This is a genomic window from Synechococcus sp. R65.1, assembly GCF_047461755.1.
GTDB lineage: Bacteria > Cyanobacteriota > Cyanobacteriia > Thermostichales > Thermostichaceae > Thermostichus.
The window spans coordinates 23,168-39,208 of the sequence record NZ_JANSHU010000015.1 but is presented as its reverse complement, the minus strand read 5'-3'; the positions used below and the strand labels follow the sequence as shown (position 1 = coordinate 39,208).

At 60.7% G+C, this 16,041-nt stretch carries 16 protein-coding genes; 5 read left to right on the top strand and 11 right to left on the bottom strand.

The genetic code is table 11. From position 1 onward, the window contains the following. Window positions 1-14 precede the first annotated feature (14 nt). On the top strand, window positions 15-902 hold the full coding sequence (locus NW814_RS07755) for a sulfite exporter TauE/SafE family protein (RefSeq protein WP_414405843.1): 888 nt from the start codon (window positions 15-17) through the stop codon (window positions 900-902). Here the strand turns inward: NW814_RS07755 and pheA are convergent. Further along, complete coding sequence (pheA, locus tag NW814_RS07750) at window positions 893-1,807, bottom strand: prephenate dehydratase (RefSeq protein WP_414405842.1); 915 nt, start codon at window positions 1,805-1,807, stop codon at window positions 893-895. The genes NW814_RS07755 and pheA overlap by 10 nt on opposite strands. Window positions 1,808-1,811: 4 nt before the next feature. Continuing rightward, window positions 1,812-2,189: a late competence development ComFB family protein gene (locus NW814_RS07745; RefSeq protein ID WP_414405841.1), complete on the bottom strand. Its 378-nt coding sequence runs from the start codon at window positions 2,187-2,189 to the stop codon at window positions 1,812-1,814. 429 nt (window positions 2,190-2,618) lie between these two features. On the opposite strand from NW814_RS07745, the gene gap reads away from it, so the two are divergent. Further along, complete coding sequence (gene gap / locus NW814_RS07740; RefSeq protein ID WP_414395850.1) at window positions 2,619-3,632, top strand: type I glyceraldehyde-3-phosphate dehydrogenase; 1,014 nt, start codon at window positions 2,619-2,621, stop codon at window positions 3,630-3,632. 4 nt (window positions 3,633-3,636) lie between these two features. On the opposite strand, the gene folK is transcribed toward gap, so the two are convergent. The 7 genes from folK to NW814_RS07705 form a co-directional block, all read right to left on the bottom strand. Beyond that, on the bottom strand, window positions 3,637-4,143 hold the full coding sequence (folK, locus tag NW814_RS07735; RefSeq protein WP_414405840.1) for a 2-amino-4-hydroxy-6-hydroxymethyldihydropteridine diphosphokinase: 507 nt from the start codon (window positions 4,141-4,143) through the stop codon (window positions 3,637-3,639). Then, the gene (gene folB, locus NW814_RS07730) at window positions 4,140-4,511 is read right to left on the bottom strand and encodes a dihydroneopterin aldolase (protein WP_414405839.1); all 372 of its coding nucleotides are present in this window, start codon (window positions 4,509-4,511) and stop codon (window positions 4,140-4,142) included. The genes folK and folB overlap by 4 nt, the downstream gene beginning before the upstream one ends. After that, window positions 4,498-5,367, bottom strand: coding sequence for a dihydropteroate synthase (folP, locus tag NW814_RS07725; RefSeq protein ID WP_414405838.1), 870 nt, complete (start codon window positions 5,365-5,367; stop codon window positions 4,498-4,500). Before folP ends, folB begins: the two co-directional genes overlap by 14 nt. A 420-nt stretch (window positions 5,368-5,787) precedes the next feature. Then, window positions 5,788-6,879 (bottom strand): redox-regulated ATPase YchF, encoded by a 1,092-nt coding sequence (gene ychF, locus NW814_RS07720; protein ID WP_414405837.1) that lies wholly within the window; start codon window positions 6,877-6,879, stop codon window positions 5,788-5,790. Between the two features lie 115 nt (window positions 6,880-6,994). Beyond that, window positions 6,995-8,389 (bottom strand): 23S rRNA (uracil(1939)-C(5))-methyltransferase RlmD, encoded by a 1,395-nt coding sequence (gene rlmD / locus NW814_RS07715; protein ID WP_414405836.1) that lies wholly within the window; start codon window positions 8,387-8,389, stop codon window positions 6,995-6,997. Between the two features lie 248 nt (window positions 8,390-8,637). Next, window positions 8,638-9,945 (bottom strand): O-antigen ligase family protein, encoded by a 1,308-nt coding sequence (locus NW814_RS07710; protein WP_414405835.1) that lies wholly within the window; start codon window positions 9,943-9,945, stop codon window positions 8,638-8,640. Beyond that, window positions 9,938-10,303, bottom strand: coding sequence for a 2Fe-2S iron-sulfur cluster-binding protein (locus NW814_RS07705; protein ID WP_414405834.1), 366 nt, complete (start codon window positions 10,301-10,303; stop codon window positions 9,938-9,940). The genes NW814_RS07710 and NW814_RS07705 overlap by 8 nt, the downstream gene beginning before the upstream one ends. 112 nt (window positions 10,304-10,415) lie before the next feature. On the opposite strand from NW814_RS07705, the gene NW814_RS07700 reads away from it, so the two are divergent. Further along, window positions 10,416-10,868: a phosphomannose isomerase type II C-terminal cupin domain gene (locus tag NW814_RS07700; protein ID WP_414405833.1), complete on the top strand. Its 453-nt coding sequence runs from the start codon at window positions 10,416-10,418 to the stop codon at window positions 10,866-10,868. A 9-nt stretch (window positions 10,869-10,877) separates the two neighbouring features. Here NW814_RS07700 and NW814_RS07695 read toward each other — a convergent pair whose 3' ends face one another. Both NW814_RS07695 and NW814_RS07690 read right to left on the bottom strand, forming a co-directional pair. Continuing rightward, window positions 10,878-13,262: a M48 family metalloprotease gene (locus tag NW814_RS07695; protein WP_414405832.1), complete on the bottom strand. Its 2,385-nt coding sequence runs from the start codon at window positions 13,260-13,262 to the stop codon at window positions 10,878-10,880. 422 nt (window positions 13,263-13,684) lie between these two features. Beyond that, window positions 13,685-14,131 (bottom strand): Fur family transcriptional regulator, encoded by a 447-nt coding sequence (locus tag NW814_RS07690; protein WP_414395828.1) that lies wholly within the window; start codon window positions 14,129-14,131, stop codon window positions 13,685-13,687. 260 nt (window positions 14,132-14,391) lie between these two features. On the opposite strand from NW814_RS07690, the gene NW814_RS07685 reads away from it, so the two are divergent. Both NW814_RS07685 and NW814_RS07680 read left to right on the top strand, forming a co-directional pair. Further along, window positions 14,392-14,772, top strand: coding sequence for a hypothetical protein (locus tag NW814_RS07685; RefSeq protein WP_414405831.1), 381 nt, complete (start codon window positions 14,392-14,394; stop codon window positions 14,770-14,772). Between the two features lie 31 nt (window positions 14,773-14,803). Further along, window positions 14,804-16,009: a D-alanyl-D-alanine carboxypeptidase/D-alanyl-D-alanine-endopeptidase gene (locus NW814_RS07680; protein WP_414405830.1), complete on the top strand. Its 1,206-nt coding sequence runs from the start codon at window positions 14,804-14,806 to the stop codon at window positions 16,007-16,009. The last annotated feature ends 32 nt before the right edge of the window (window positions 16,010-16,041 follow it).

Below are 16,041 nucleotides of genomic sequence, written 5' to 3'. Positions count from 1 at the left end.
GGAGAGCCAAAGCCTTGGTAGGAAAAAATCTAGCTTTGGCAATAGGCGGCGTGGCAACAGGGATCTTGGCCGGCCTTTTGGGTATCGGCGGCGGCACGATCCTGGTGCCCTTGCAGGTCAGCTTGGGGATCCCGCCGCTGCAGGCGGTTGCCACGAGCAACTTTTCCATTCTCCTCACCTCCCTAGCAGGCAGCTTCCAAAACTGGCGCAGGGGAATGCTGGATCCCAAGCGGGTAATTCTGCTGGGGATCCCGGCTCTGTTCACAGCCCAAGGGGGGGCAATCCTTGCCAGTCACCTGCCCGGCTATCTGTTACTAGCGGCCTTTGGGGTGCTGTTGCTAGCGAACATTTACCTGGTGGAGCTGGGCAAAACCGCGGTCGCCCACGCCCAAGGGTTGGGGAGGCCAGGTGCTGCGGCCGGCAGGACGAAGTCCCCCGATGTAGGGAAACTCGGCAACCGCTCTGCTATTAGGATCCCGATGCCTCCCTGGCTGGCCCGCATCCTGACCGGAGGCGCTGCCGGCTTGTTGGCGGGGCTTTTCGGCATTGGCGGTGGCATTATCCTGGTACCGCTGCAGATCCTGCTGTTGGGGGAAGCCCTCAAGGTGGCCATCCAAACCAGCTTGGGTGTGATTGGGATTACAGCCGCTGCTGCCACCTTCGGCCATGCTGGCCTGGGCGATTGGATGGCGAACGCCCTTGGCTTTGGGGAGGGCACCCTCCGCCAGAACGTGCTCTGGATTCCCGGCCTCATCTTGGGGATGGGGGGATTAGCCGGCGTTCAGGTCAGCACCCGCCTCTTGCCCAGATTGCCCGAGGCAGTGGTCAGGCTACTGTTGCGCAGCTTTCTGGCCTTGATTGCTCTCTACGTTTTTTGGCAGGCCTGGCAAAGCTACGAATAAATCAGGTTGCCTTGGCCAAGCAGATCCCTGTAGTTCTGCTTGCTGAGGTCATGGACAGGGTAGCTGCCGAAAAGTTTGAGGATCTCGGCAATGGCCTCCAAGGCCGCAATGACCTCATCAGGCAGATAGGGTTGGCCGACCGGGTTTTCCAGATCGACAAAGAAGACGTAGGTTCCCGCCGATTTCTTGGTAGGACGCGACTCAATGCGCGACATGTTCAGGCCCCGCTCGGCAAAAACTTGCAGCGGCTTCAGCAGCGCTCCTGGCACATTGTGGGGCAGGCTAAAGGCCAGGGAAGTGTGGGATCCCCCCGGTGAAGATCCGCAGCGGCCCACCACCCAAAAGCGGGTGGAATTGTCCGGGTGGTCGTTGATTGGGCAGGCCAAGACCGGCAGTTGGTAAAGCTCTGCAGCCCGCTCTGAGGCGATGACAGCAGCTTTGGGCTGGCTTTGCAGCCGCTCCAGTTCTTCGGTGGTGGAGCGGGTTGGGATCAAGGTGGCCTGCGGCAGGTGGGATCGCAGCCAAGCCTGACATTGGGCCAAAGCTTGCGGGTGGGAATAGACCTGCTCAATCTGCTCTAGCCGGGAGGCACAGCTGATGAGGGCATGGCGAATTGGCAGGATGAGCGCCTGGCGAATGCTTAGCCCTTCCAGTTGCCAGAGGGCATCTAGGGTCATCGAGACGCCGCCCTCGACGGAGTTTTCTACCGGCACCACTGCCCAGGCCTGCTCGCCGGCAGCCACCGCTTCCAAGCAGGCGCTAATGGTGGGGTAGGGCACCAAGGGGTGGGATCCCTGGCTGTGGAGGTGGGGCTGCTCGGGACAGGCCAGCAGGGCAGCCAACTCCGTATAGGTTCCGGCAGGGCCTAGAAAAGCCACTGGCGCAGACGAGACGATGGAGTCCATCCCTTCAGCTTTCTTGTTCAGGATTGCTGTGGGCTAGCTCTAACTCTACCGTCTTGGCGTTGCGCAGCCACAGGGGACAGTCAGGTTCTGGACAGAGAGGATTGGCCGCCACCCGCTCCATGGCCTTGGTCACTTCCAGGCGAATTTGCCTCTGCAACTCCTGATCCGCCTGAATAGCCTCTAGGGTGTATATAGAGCCTTCAAAACTAGTAGTGTAGCGGGGCTGGAGGTTGTTGAGGGCCAGCGCAGCGGCATCGTGACAGAATCTTTCGCAGGAGCAGTAGCGCTGCTGGCTTTCCATGAGCAGCAGCTCGTTCACCATCTCCAGAACAGCCCGCTCCATCTGATTTTCCAACTTCTTCAGAGGTTTGCGTGCTTCCATGGGTGGGATCCCCTCGCCGTTGTTTTCGCTTAAAGGCTTAAGGCCGCTGCCAACCTCTCTGGAAAAGTTGCCGCTCTTTGGCTGGGAAATAACTTCTCCCGCTTTCCTTCCTTCACATAGAGATGGGACTCGGGACTTGTGTTCCCAGTTTCGGGAGCGCTTGCACCTAACGTACCCAAAAGCAACGCGGTTATCAACTTGCGTCTCAAAGGGTCTGGGGGGAAGAACTAGTCGCCCGGCCAGGGAAGTCCGACCCTAGATTCCCGGGTCAGCCTCCTGCTGCAACCCTGCCTTAGAGCCTTGCAAGAAGCCGGCCATACTAAGCCTCCCCTTCCGGCGGCTGGGAGTGTCACTCTATCTCTAGGGGACTGGCGTCTCCTGCGCTGCAGCCCTCAATCCGTCGTCCTAGACTGCTACTGGAGGATTGCTATGACCACACGGGTAGCCATCAATGGATTTGGTCGCATTGGCCGCTCGTTTTTGCGAGCGCTGCTCTCCCAGCCAGAGCGGGGGCTGGAGGTGGTAGCGGTTAACGACCTAACCGAGCCGGAAAATCTGGCTTACCTACTCCAATTTGACTCTGCCTACGGCCGCCTGCCCCAGACGGTGAGCGTTGCCGATGGCCACCTGCACGTCGGCAGCCACAAGATCCGAGTTCTGGCAGAACGGGATCCGGCGCAACTGCCCTGGAAAGATCTGGGCGTCGAACTGGTAATAGAGTCCACTGGCCTGTTTACCAAGCGGGAGGGAGCAGCCAAGCACCTGGAGGCTGGCGCCAAAAAGGTGATCATCTCTGCTCCTGCCAAGGGTGCCGACCTAACAGTGGTGATAGGGGTCAACGACGACCAGTACGACCCCGAGCGGCATCACATCGTCTCCAACGCCTCCTGTACAACCAACTGTCTGGCGCCGCTGGCCAAGGTCTTGCTGGATCGCTTTGGCATCGAGACGGGCTTTCTCACCACGTGCCATGCCTACACTGCCACCCAGGCCATTGTGGATCGCCCGGATCCCAAGGACTATCGCCGGGGCCGCTCGGCGGCGGTGTCGATTGTGCCTTCCACAACAGGGGCAGCTACGGCAGTTGCCGAGGTCTTGCCTGCCCTGAAAGGGAAGATGGACGGCCTGGCACTGCGGGTGCCCACCCTAACCGGCTCGATCGTGGACTTTGTGGTGCGCACTGAGCGGCCCATTACCAAAGAGGCGGTTAACCAAGCTTTTGTCGAGGCTGCTGAGGGGCCGATGCGCGGGATCCTGGCCATTGCCCCGCCGCACATTGTCTCGGCAGATATCATCGGCGATCCCCACTCTTCAATTGTGGATCTGGAGTCGACGATGACGCTAGGGGATCGCACAGTGAAGGTGCTCTCCTGGTACGACAACGAATACGGCTACGCCTCGCGGCTGGTGGATCTGGCAGCCAAAATGGCGGCTGCGCTGTAGAGCTTTAGTCCCAGCCTAGGTCGGTGCGCTCGAGCCAGGAGCTATCCAGGGCAGCCAGCGCCTCGGCTGCGGCTGTGCCGGTTTCCGGGTGGCGCCAGTGGGGATCGATTTCGCACAGGGGGGCCAGGACGAAGGGGCGCTCCATCATGCGAGGGTGGGGCAGGGTCAGGGCGGGGCTGTTGAGAATCCAATTGCCCATGGCCAGCAGATCCAAGTCCAGCGTTCTGGCCTCCCAGTGTATGCGCCGCACCCGCCCTGCTTCCTGCTCGATGGCCAGCAGCGCCCTGAGCAACTCCAGGGGGGATTGGTAAGGCGGAAAGGGATCCAGGGCCACCACGGCGTTGAGGTAGTCGGGCTGGCCCGGCGGCCCTCCTTGGGCGGGGCTGCGGTAGAGGCTGGAGCGGGCCACCACCTCTCCCAGACGCGGCAACTTCTGCATGGCCGTGCGCAACTGCTGCAGCGGATCCCCGAGGTTGCTCCCCAGAGCTATGTAGGCCAGGTCAGGCTTCATGGAAGCGCAGAGCGACGGCGGACGATCTCCACGTACACATCGTCAAACAGCCCTGGCAGGGGGGCTTGCGGCTTGTGCACCCGCACCGTCAGGGCTTCCACCTGGGGATAGCTCTGCCACAGCCGCTCGGCAATCCGGTCTGCCAACGTCTCAATCAACCGGTAGCGCTGCTGGGTCACCTCTTCCCGCACTGCCTCGTACACCTGGGCGTAGTCCACGGTGTGGGCCAAGTCATCCTCTTGGGGAACCAAGGCAAGCTGCAGCTCCACATCCACCACAAAGCGCGCCCCCAACAGGGCCTCCTCAGGACGATAGCCGTGGTGGGCATGGAAGCTAAGACCCCGCAGCACCAGCCTAGTTTGGCTCACAGTGCAGCCCTTCCCAAGCCGCTAGAGCAGAGACATGAGCAGGGACGTTGTGCGCCCGCACCAGGGTAGCGCCCCGGCTGGCGGCAAAGAGGTGCACGGCTACGCTGGCGCTATCCCGCTCTTTGGGCACAGCAATGCCGGAAAGCTGGCCGACAAAACTTTTGCGCGAGGCTCCCACCAAAACGGGGTAGCCATAGGCCACTAGCCGCGGCAGGGCTCTGAGGAGGGCAATGTTCTGCTCGGCGGTTTTGGCAAAGCCCAGGCCAGGATCCAAAATGACACTGGGCACACCGGCTGCCAGAGCCCGCTCCGCTTGGTCCTTGAGAAAACCAAAAACTTCTCCCTCAAGGTCGTCGTAGTCGGTGAGCTGCTGCATGGTGCGCGGCTCTCCCCGCATGTGCATGATGACCGCTGGCACCCCCTTCTCGGCACACACCTGCATCATCTGGGGATCCCGCAGCCCGGTGACATCGTTGATGATGTGTGCCCCCGCTGCCAGAGCAGCAGCAGCCACCTCTGTTCGCCGTGTATCGACGCTGAGGAGAATTCCGGATCCTTCTAGAGCCCGAATCACGGGCAAAACCCGGTCGCACTCCACCTCTACCGACACCGGCTCCGCCCCCGGCCGGGTAGACTCGCCGCCAATATCCACAATCAGAGCTCCCGCTGCTGCCATGGCCTTGGCCGCTTGCACGGCTGCCTCCACGGATCCCCACTGGCCGCCGTCGCTGAAGCTATCGGGGGTTACATTGAGTACCCCCATCACCGCCACTCCCCGCCAAGAAAGACGGTACCCCTCTTCTGTCCGTTCCGCTCCAGGCAGGGGACGCCGGGAGATCAAGCTAGTAACGCCCATAACTCTTGTAAGCTACTTCGCTGTCAGAGCGGCTGCCCAAGAGGGAGGAAGTGCGAGCCTAGCTGAATTCCCTTGCTCTGTTGGGACGCAGACTGCTTGGAGTGGCACGGCATCTGGGTGTATCCGTCCTAAGGGGGATTGAGGGGGGACATCACCTGAGGTTGACACAAGGAGGGATCCGCTGCCAGCCAAAGAGTAGCTTCAGCAGAGGAATCCCTCCTGCTTGAGCTAAAACATAATGTCGTCTTCCGAACGACCCCAGATGCACCAGATGATGGAAGCAAAAATTGCCAGGTAAACCCAGGCCATTGGCCCGTATTGCAGCAGGTCCATCAATGCGTCCCTTAAAGCAATTGTTTATCTAGTCCAATTATTGTGATGTTTCGTTACAGCGTCAACGGCTTTCTCAGGAAAGGGCCCCTAGACATGGAAGCGGAAGAGCATTACATCTCCTTCCTGAACCACGTAGTCTCTGCCCTCGCTGCGCACCAAGCCCTTTTCTCGGGCAGCACTCAGGGATCCCGCTGCCACTAGATCCTCATACGCTATCGTTTCCGCCCGGATAAAGCCCCGCTCAAAATCCGAGTGAATGACCCCCGCCGCCTGGGGAGCAGTGGCACCGGCAGGGATTGTCCAGGCGCGGGTTTCTTTGGGACCAGAGGTAAAGTAGGTGCGCAGGCCCAACAGCTCGTAGGTGGCGCGGATCAAGGATTTCAGCCCCCCTTCTTTCACCCCCAGCGACTCCAGATAAGCCTGTCGCTCTTCAGGCGGCAACTCCACCAATTCCGCCTCCACCTGGGCCGAGACCACCACCACACGCGCCTCCTCTGCCTGGGCCACCTGCCGCACCTGCTCTACCCAGTCGTTGCCAGTGGCTAGCTCCGTTTCTGCCACGTTGGCGGCGTAGATCACCTTCTTGCGGGTGAGCAGCCCCAGCCCTTTGATGGCGACCTCCTCCTCTGCGCTAAGGGGCACCAGGCGAGCCGGCTTGCCCTCGTCCAGAGCAGCCTGCAGCTTCTCCAGGGCCTGCAGCTCTACTTGAGCCGTTTTGTCGGATTTGGCCTGCTTGCGCACCCGTTCCAAGCGTCGCTCAATCTGGGCCAGATCGGCCAGGGCCAGCTCTAGGTTAATCACCCCTATGTCTCGCACGGGATCCACCGAGCCAGCCACGTGGACAATGTTCTCGTCTTTAAAGCAGCGCACCACATGCACGATGGCGTCCACCTGGCGGATGTGGGCGAGAAATTGGTTGCCCAAGCCCTCCCCCTTGCTGGCACCAGCCACCAGCCCGGCAATATCGACAAACTCGATTTGAGCGGGAACAATGGCCGCCGAGCCACTGATCTTAGCCAGCACCTCCAGGCGCTCGTCTGGCACGGCCACCCGTCCGATGTTGGGCTCGATGGTACAGAAAGGAAAGTTGGCCGCCTCCGCTTTGGCATTTTCGCAGAGAGCGTTGAATAGAGTCGATTTGCCCACATTGGGCAGGCCGACAATTCCAGCTCTAAGCATTGAGAGTGGGAGGGAAAAAGTCCGTTGCGAAACTTTACTTTGACGTTAGCATTTGTCGCCTCCGGCTAGTGCGCCTACCCAGAGGGCAGCTCCGCGGCAAGCTGGGCAAGGTTCCTCAGACCCGTTCCAAAAAGACCACTCCCTCTACATGGCCTGTCTGGGGAAAGAAGTCAGCAGCTCGCCATTGGGTTAGGCGGTAGGATCCCTCGGCCATGAGGATTTGCAGGTCGCGCGCCAAGGTGGCAGGATGACAGCTAATGTAAACGATCTGCCGGGGCCGTTGCTGCTTTAGGATCTCAAGCACCTGCCGCTCGCAGCCCCGCCGCGGCGGATCCAACACCACAACATCGGCAGGAGGCAGAGTCGGCAAAACCGCTTCTACTGCGCCCTGGAAAAACTGGGCCGAAGTGATGCCGTTGAACTGGGCATTGTAGCGGGCCTGGGCCACCGCCGCGGGCAGGACTTCCACCCCCATCGCCCGTTTGGCCCGCTGGGCCAAGAGCAGGGTTAGGGTGCCGATGCCACAGTAGGCATCTAGAACGGTCTCCTCGCCGCGCAGATGGAGCTGATCCACTATCCAGGTAAAAAAGGCCTCCGCCTGCTCTGTGTTGACCTGGAAGAAGGAGGTGCTATCAATCCAAAAGGAAAGACCGGCCAGTTCTTCCCGCAGGGATCCCCGTCCAGCAATGACCTCCGTTTGCTGGCCAAAGATGACGTTGGTGCGGGCTGGGTTGAGGTTGAGGCAGACCCCCACCAAGTCGGGGTAGCGCTGCATCCAGCGTTTGGCCCACCTTTCCAGGTGAGGTAGGTCGCGGCTGCAACTCACCAGAGTGAGAAGCACCTCGCGGGTGCGGCGGCCAATGCGCAGGCCCAGATGGCGCAACTGGCCTTGGTGGCGGCTTTCGTCGTACACACTCCAGCCGGTTTCCTGCAGATCCCGCTTGATTTCCCTCAGGAACACGTCCAGTCGCTCGTCCTGGACAGGGCACTGGTTGAGGTTTACCAAGCGGTGGCTGCCCCGTCGGTAGTAGCCCATGCGCAGCGGCTGGCCCTCTGCTTTGGCAATGGGGTAGGTGACCTTGTTGCGGTAGCGCAGCGGCTGCGGGGATCCCAAAATGGGGACGGGCTCCGGCAAGGAAAGGCCGCCAATCCGCTCTAGCGCGTTGCGGAGAATTTGCTGCTTGGTGGCCAACTGCTGCTCGTAGCTGACGTGCTGCCACTGGCAGCCACCGCACTTGTCGGCAACAATGCAGGCTGGACGCACTCGGTGCGGCGAGGGAGTAACGAGCGAACGAATTCGACCGACCAGGTAGTTGCGCTTGATCTCGAGAACCTGGGCCACCACCCGATCCCCGGGCACGCCTTGGGCTACAAACACCACCCGTCCCCGCCCGTAGCCAAGCGTGTGGGCAATGCCATCTCCTTCGGGAGTTAGGTCTGTGATCTCCAGGGAGAGGAGATCCCCTGGCTTGATGGGATCAGGGGCCAGCAAAGGGATTGGCTGCTCCATGGAAGAAGGTGGGGCGCTCCAGATACCACTGAACTTTTTCGGAAATGGGTTAGCAACAGCTTTTTACTCCCCTTCTGGAGAGGCGTGCTCTCACCTCCCATCCCCTCTCTCCGAGGAAAAGGGGAGATTTGATGAGGGGGGATGTGAGTCAATCGAAATTGGGTGAGACCATCCAATCGATACGCAAGAAAATCCGGCAACCGAGACAGAATAAACAGAGTAATCCCAGAAAACGCAAGGACGGAACTCTATTGTGGCATTGGCTGGGACACCTGGCTTGGGAAGGGATCCGCTGGAACCCTATTTTGCTTGCCGCGGAGCGGATCGAGGCTGGATCCCCAAACGGCCCCCAAAAGCAAGGTCATCAACAGGTGAAGGCGGCCGTCCAAGATCACCACGTCCACTATCCCGGCAGCAAAAAACGCTGTTAGGGCCAGCACCATGCCCAGAAGGAGCCCGTCCTGGGAGCAGCGCCAGGCTCGCCAGCCCCGCGCCAAGATCCAGCCCCACAAGGCCAGATAGCCCAGCAGCAGAGGGATCCCGCCTTCCGCCGCCAAGTGCAAGTACAAGTTGTGGCAGTGGCCCAGCAGCTCGGGCGGGTCCTGGGCATTGTAGAGGGCAGGAAAGCTCTGCCAGCCCCAGCCGGTCAGGGGCCGCTCCCGCACCATCTGCAGGGCAAAGCGCCAGGCATCGAGGCGGTTGGCGGTTGAGCTAAAGTGGGGGGCCTGGGGATCCCAGGTGTCCGCCAGACGGCTCCAAATCAACGAAGGCACAACTGCCCGCCAGCCAGGCCAATCCAAAGCCGCCGCCAAGCTGGCTAGCCCCAGGCCGGCCAAGAGGGCGATCCCCCACCAACAGCGCCGCAGCACCAACCCAATGAGTAGAGCCAATCCCCCTGCCCCCCAGCCGCTGCGGGAGGCTGTCAGCAGCAACAGCAGAGATCCCAGCCCCAGCATCGCCACTAGCCCTGCTCGGGTGAGGCGGGATCGAGTTACCCCCCACAGCCCTGCCGCCAAGCACAGGTGGATCACTAGGTAAATGGCCAGGAGGTTGGGGGAGGTAAAGGCCGCTGCCGGTCGCTCCCCGCCAGCCACTCCCGTAATCCAGAGCGGCCCCAAGAAGAGATGGCCCTGCCACCCCCACAGGACCTCTCCCCAGCCCAACAGCAGCATCAGCCCACTGCCCAGCACCAACACCTGCGCCAGGCGCCGGCGACTTTCAGGATCGGCCAGCGCTGCCCCAAAGGCCGGCAGCATCAGCAGAAAGGGCCAGTAGTTGAACATCCCCGGCAAGCTCAGCCGCCAGTCTTCCCCCAGCAGCGCCGTTGCCACTGCCGCCGCGCTCAGCAGGCCTGCCAAGCCCAACAAGGGATCCCGCCGGATCTGCTCCCAGTAGCGGCCATAGCTCTGCACCGTCCCCACCACCGCCAGCAACAGACTAGGGGCCAGGTTCACCGGGATCAGGGCCGCCGACCCCAACAGCCAGCCCTGAGGCTGCGAAGGCTGGGGATCCGGCAACAGGTCTTCAGGGGCAACTGAGGCAGAGAAATTACTCATCCTCGATGGGGATCCCCGCTCGTACCCGCCCCTGGCCAAAGTAGCGGCCAAACTGCAGCTCGTAGACCTCGTCTTCGTCTTGGGTTTCCACCCACAGCTCGGAGCGGGCATAGCCCACGCACAGCAGCCCGTAGCCCTGCTCCTTCAGCTCCCGCGAGATCCCCATTGCCTCCGGCTGGTAGAGGGATCCCCGCCGGATCCGCACCGCACAGGTGGTGCAGGCACCGTTGCGACAGGCAAAGGGAAGCTGGATCCCTTGGGCTTCGGCAGCCTCCAGGATATATTGGTCGGCGGGCACCTGGATGAGATAGTGGGCGTCTTTCTGGCGGTCGTGGATGTGAACCGGGTAGGAACGCATGGAGGAGCAAGATGAGGAGACTTCTCCATGATCCCACAAGACTTGAGGGGAGTTGGGCTACTTTCCAGCTCCGTAGGATAAGCTGAAGGCAGGGCGCCCAGGAGAGCAGCCTATGCTAGAAACCCCTAATTCCCCCATGCCCTCAGAGGAAAAACTGCCAGCTACCTTCTCGGCTGAAGTTTTTCACAAGCTCCTCGAGAGCAATACGGAAACTCGCCCCTGGGGCAGCTTTACGGTGCTGGACGAGGGCCCTGGCTACAAAATCAAGCGGATTGTGGTGCTGCCCAAGCGTCGTCTTAGCTTGCAGATGCACTACCACCGCAGCGAACACTGGATCGTCGTTGCCGGCACCGCCAAAGTAACCTGCGGCAACGAAGAGCGGCTGATCACCACCAACCAGTCTACCTACGTGCCCCCCTGCACCAAGCACCGCCTGGAAAACCCCGGGGTCATCCCGTTGGTGATCATCGAGGTGCAAAACGGCCAGTACCTGGGCGAAGACGACATTGTCCGCTTCAGCGACGACTATGCCCGTGCTACCGGTGAGCAAGCGACTACCTCCTGAGCAGGCCCCCTAGAAAGGGGAAAAGGCCATCAACAGCAGGGCACCAAGCAAGCCCAGTGCCACCTGCACCGCCTGCCCAAAAGGAGGGTGGCTGGTCACCACTTCGCCATAGCGGCTCTGGAAGCGGGACAGATCCAGATAGGGAGCCACCCCCCGCCGGAACCACCCGACCACTGTTCCCTCTTTGCCGATCAGCCCTGCGGCCTGCCTGGCCCCAAACAGGAAGTTGCCCAGTGGCCCAAAGCGGGAAACGTAGCGCAAGAACATCATCCCCGTCTCATCCTGGAACTTGAGGTCGGCGCCAAAGCGATAGCCCGGATTCCCCCGCCCAATTACCCGCCCCTGCAGCTGCATTGGCAACCCGCGCAAGGGGCTGGTGTAGGGGTTGCTCAGCGCCTTCAACACCGTCAACGCCGGCGGGTTCTCCAAGCTGGGGTACATCACTGGCATCTTCAGCAGCAGGCCCAGGCTGGCTCCCGCCAGGACCAGGCCGGCAAACATGCCGTAAGATCCTGCCTGTAGAGCTGGGATCCCAAGCCCCATTCCCAAGATTGCTCCCAGCCACTCGGCATTCAACAGCAGCATGTCCAGGAGGAAACTGCCATAGAGCTGCTGGCGGTTGAGCTGCTTGCCTTGGGCCACCACGCTGGCCATATCGAACTCCACCGGCAGATCCAGTTGCTCGGCATAGGTGGCTAGCGCCCGCACCCGCTTGCCGGTGAGGGGATGGGTGGAGTTCAGCTCCATCCACCAGGCCCAGGGGTTAAACAGATCCCACAAAAACACCCTGCCCACCTGGCTGGGATCCGAAGCAAGCCGGTAGGCTGTCCCCACCGTCCCTGCTGCCTTGGCGTCGTAGATCCCCAAGGCCCGCATCCCCTCCAACAGGCGGGTGCTGCGCCGACGAGTTGCCTCGTCCTGCTCCCGCTCTCCCTCCTGGACAATGCCAAAGGCAATTTTCACCAGAGCCCGTGCAAGGGCATTGGGGTTGCCGGTGGTTTCGGCAGCAAAGTAATCGGCAAAGTACTCCCGCACCCGCGACAGATACAGCACCAAATAGGAGCCAGCCACGTAGAAGAGGTAGGCCACCAGCGCCAGGAAAGCCAGGTTTTTCCCCCCTCTGCGGTTACGGCCCTCACTGCTCCCGCGATCGCGCACATAGACATAGAGAAGGTAGAGGAGCTGCAATAGCGTGGAAGCTAGGGTCATGACAGCGAAATCCCAGTGGATAACATGCCCCAGCTCGTGGGCATAGACCGTGGCCACCTCTTCATCTTCCAGGTAGGTAAATAGGCCCTCGCTGACAACAATGCGGGCGTTATTGGGCAGGCTGCCATAGGTGAAGGCGGTGGGGTTTTGATCGGGGATCAGACCCAGCTTCGGCTGCTTTAGCTTGTGCTGCCGGCAGACGCGTTCAATCACCTCCGCGCTTTCGGGGCTGCGGCGCTCAATTTCCCCCAAGCTCACCCACTGGGTGCCGTAGAGGCTCTGCTGGATCCAGTCCATCACCCAGGGGGACAAAAAGAAGACTAGGGCGTTGAAGGCCAGGGCAAGCAAAACGGCGAGAAGGAAAGAGCCGAAAGAGAGCCCTCCTTCCAGGGTGCCGAAAACAGCCAGGGCCAGCACAAACACCATGCCAAACAATAGGCCTAGGGTCAGGCCTGCGGCCACTGTCAGGTTGCCGGCAAAGCTGGCCAAAACCAGCGCCACCCCCCCTTGGGGAGCGCGATAGTTGCGTTTTGCCTGGCCGGTTTTGCAGCCTGAGGCGGCGGGATCCAAATCAGCCAAGGTGCGGCTAGGGCTGAAACAGTAGCGGCTTAGCCAAATGCTCAGCAGGCGCAGCTCATAGGGGCTAAGACTCTTCAGAGGTTCCAGCCACAGAGATGCTTCCACTGACAGCGTCACTGTGGAGACAGCGCTGGGGTTGCGAAACAAGGTGGGCAGTAGGGGCAGCACCTCCTCTTTTTGCCCAGAAGTGAGGCCGTGAAAACCCAAGACTGCCTGGCGCACCACGCTGGAGGGTTGGGGCAGGTCGGCAGTGAGCAACTGGCGGTCTAGGACAAAGCAGTAGTGGCTGAGATCTGGCTGCAGAGTCCCTTCTGTGGTTAGCCCCGGCCCCAGTCTCACCTGCGTCTTCCAGTCAGCCTGCTGCTGACCCATAGGGCGACTGTAGAGAGCTAAGCGCTTGACTTGGGGGTAGCGGCTAGCTACAGCCTTCCGGAACCAAGCGGTTAGCTGCTCGTAGTTGAGGGCAGCATTGGCAGGGCGATTGAGCATGACCACCAAAGCATAGTCCCCAGGGCTGTCTTGGAGGGGCTGGGCCTTGACTTGGACTCTCAGGCGCAGATCGGCCAGGGCCCTCTCCAGCCAGTGCGCCACTTCCTGCTCGTTCATAGTCATCTCCCGCAGTAGGGGGTTGACGTTCTCCTCAGCCCTGAAGGGCGGGGATTCTTCGCCTACTTGCTGTGCTACACAGCGTGCGGCTTGTACCGCAAGATCTCAACCAGTGTCCGTTTGTCCTAGGTCTAGAGGATCACTAGCGGTGGGTTGTGTTTGCCGCTGGAAAGGAGCTTGATAGCTGGGCTCTTCCCCTGCACCCGGTAGGAGCAATGCTGCCAGGGCGGTTTGGCCTCGGGTCGCCGGCACTGGCGCCACGATCTACTGAAGTGCCCAGTTTGAGCTTGCAGACGGTGTCCACGGCCAGGGTTGACGGGCTGAGTTGGTAACAACAGGTGGCTTATCCCCCTCCCAGCGGCAGCACTGCTCCACTAGGTCGGAGAGCAACCTAAGCAAAGCTCAGCCTTAGAAGTTTTTGGCTACACAATCGAGCGCTGTCCCTCGGGGCTAATGCCAATGATGGTGAGCTGGCAATCGAGCAGCTTAAAGCCGTATTTTTCCGCCACCTTTTGGCTGATGCTGAGGATGGCATTGTTTTTAAACTCAATGACCTTGTTGGTTTTAATGCAAACCAAATGGTGGTGGTGGCGGGGAGCCGGATGGTTGATCTCGTAGTGTTTGTGACCTTCCGTCAGCTCCAGCTCCCGCAAAATGCCCATGCGTGTCATTAGCTTGACAGTGCGGTAGATAGTGGAGAGGCTAACTTTATGGCCTTCTTCCTGCAACTTCTTGTGCAGCTCCTCGGCACTCAGGTGAGTCCCCTCGGGTAGGTTTTGAAAGGTCTGTAGGATAATCTCCCGTTGCCGAGTGGCTCGCCAGCCCCTCGCGTTTAGCTCCGCCTTGAAAGCTTCTTCCGTATAGACCATGACCCTGCCCCTCCACTCCTAGGCAACGCGGCCGTGACCGTCAATAAGTTCTGTAATTGATAATAGCTTCTGATAGCTTCCCTAAGAGCCCTGCCAGCGGTTTTCCCTCCTGGAGCAGTTGCAGCGTCTGGTCTAGCTTGTCCCCCTAGGATGAGCTAGCCTACTCTTGCAGCATCTTGCTGGCGGCAAGTTTGGGCTACCATGCTCAGGAAAAGGCCTGTCCTAGCAGTGTTGGCAAGTATTGAGGAAGGCGGAAAAAGATGCGCTTTGAGCAGCCCAAAACCTATTCCATTTCTCTAACTGGCTGGGGTTTTTGGCTGGGATCCCTGGCCGTGGCAGCTTTGCTAACCGGCCTCGGCCTGGGCTGGCTGATGGTTGGCTTTGTAGCCCTGCTTTTGTTTTTGCTCTCTCTACCGCTGTTGGTGCTGCTGGCCTTCCGCTGGTGGGCCCGCCGCTGGATTACGACAGATCGCTGCCCGGTCTGTGGGTCAGAGGCGCAAGCTCTTGAAGGCAGCCACTTCTTTTGTCCCAGTTGTGGCGAGCCCCTGTTTGTTGCCGATGGATACTTCTACCGGCAAACGCCCCCTGGCACCATCGACGTGGAGTCTGGGGAAGAAAGCAGCTGGGAGTTACCCAGCTGAAGGATTTATCCTCGCGGCGCTTTGAGGGTTGATGAGCCGGTGGAGACGCGGAGTAAGAGCAGGGGTTGGGCTGCTCTCAGCAGCAGGGCTTTGGCTAGGGGCGTTGCCCTCTTCGCCGGGATCCCTGCAACCTCAGGTGCAAATCCATCTAGCGCAGTTAGCTAGGCGGGGGTTTTCGCCTACGGCGCAGGGGGTTTGGCTGCAAAGAGGCGACCAAGTTTTGGGGCAGCACCAGGGATCCACCCCTCTGCCGGCCGCCTCGCTGACCAAGGTGGCCACTACCCTGGCTGCTTTGCAGCAGCTTGGCCCGCAGCACCGCTTTGTTACCACCTGGTTGGCCACTGGCCCCTTAACCGCTGAGGGAGTTTTGCAGGGGGATCTCTGGGTTTTGGGAGGAGGGGATCCTTTTTTCGTGTGGGAAGAGGCCTTCTTGGTGGGCAACGCCCTCAACGAGCAGGGAATCCGCCAAGTGCGCGGGGATCTGGTGGTGGTAGGCCGCTTTTACATGAACTTTTCCCTGGATGTAGCCCGCTCGGGAGCTCTGCTGCAGCGGGGGCTGGATGCGCGGCGCTGGCCGCCAGAAGCCCAGATCCAATTTCAAGCCTTGCCTCCCGGCACACCCAAGCCCCAGGTGGAGATCTTGGGCTCGGTGCGGATTGCCCAGCAAATCCCAGCTAACGCCCAAGTTTTGCTCAGACATGAGTCGCCCCCCCTTATTCACCTGCTCAAGCTGATGAATCTCTACAGCAACAACTCCATGGCCGAGATGTTGGCCACGGCGGTGGGGGGAGCAGACCAGGTGGCTCAACTGGCCCGTGAGGCCGCAGGGATCCCGCCTGCCGAGCTACAGCTAGTTAACGGCTCGGGGTTGGGAGTGGAAAACCGCATTTCTCCACGGGCCAGTGTGGCTTTGTTTCAGGCAATCCAACTGCTTCTGGAAAAGCAAGGGCTTTCTCTAGCCGATGCTTTTGCTGTCGTCGGCCAAGATGGGGGAGTGTTGGAGCGGCGGCTGTTGCCGGAGGGGATGATTGCCAAATCCGGCACCCTCAGCGGCATCAGCACCTTGGCGGGAGTCTTGCCAACCGAAAGGGGGGACATTTGGTTTGCCCTGATGAACAGCGGCGCCCCTTTGGCTGACTTGCGTGCCTGGCAGGAACAATTTCTCAGCCAGCTCCAGTCCCAATACGGAGCCCCCGCCACCTTGCCTGAGCGTTGGAGGGAGGGAAGATCCCACTAGGCTTGAGCTTCCACGCCGCAGCGAGTCAGTTT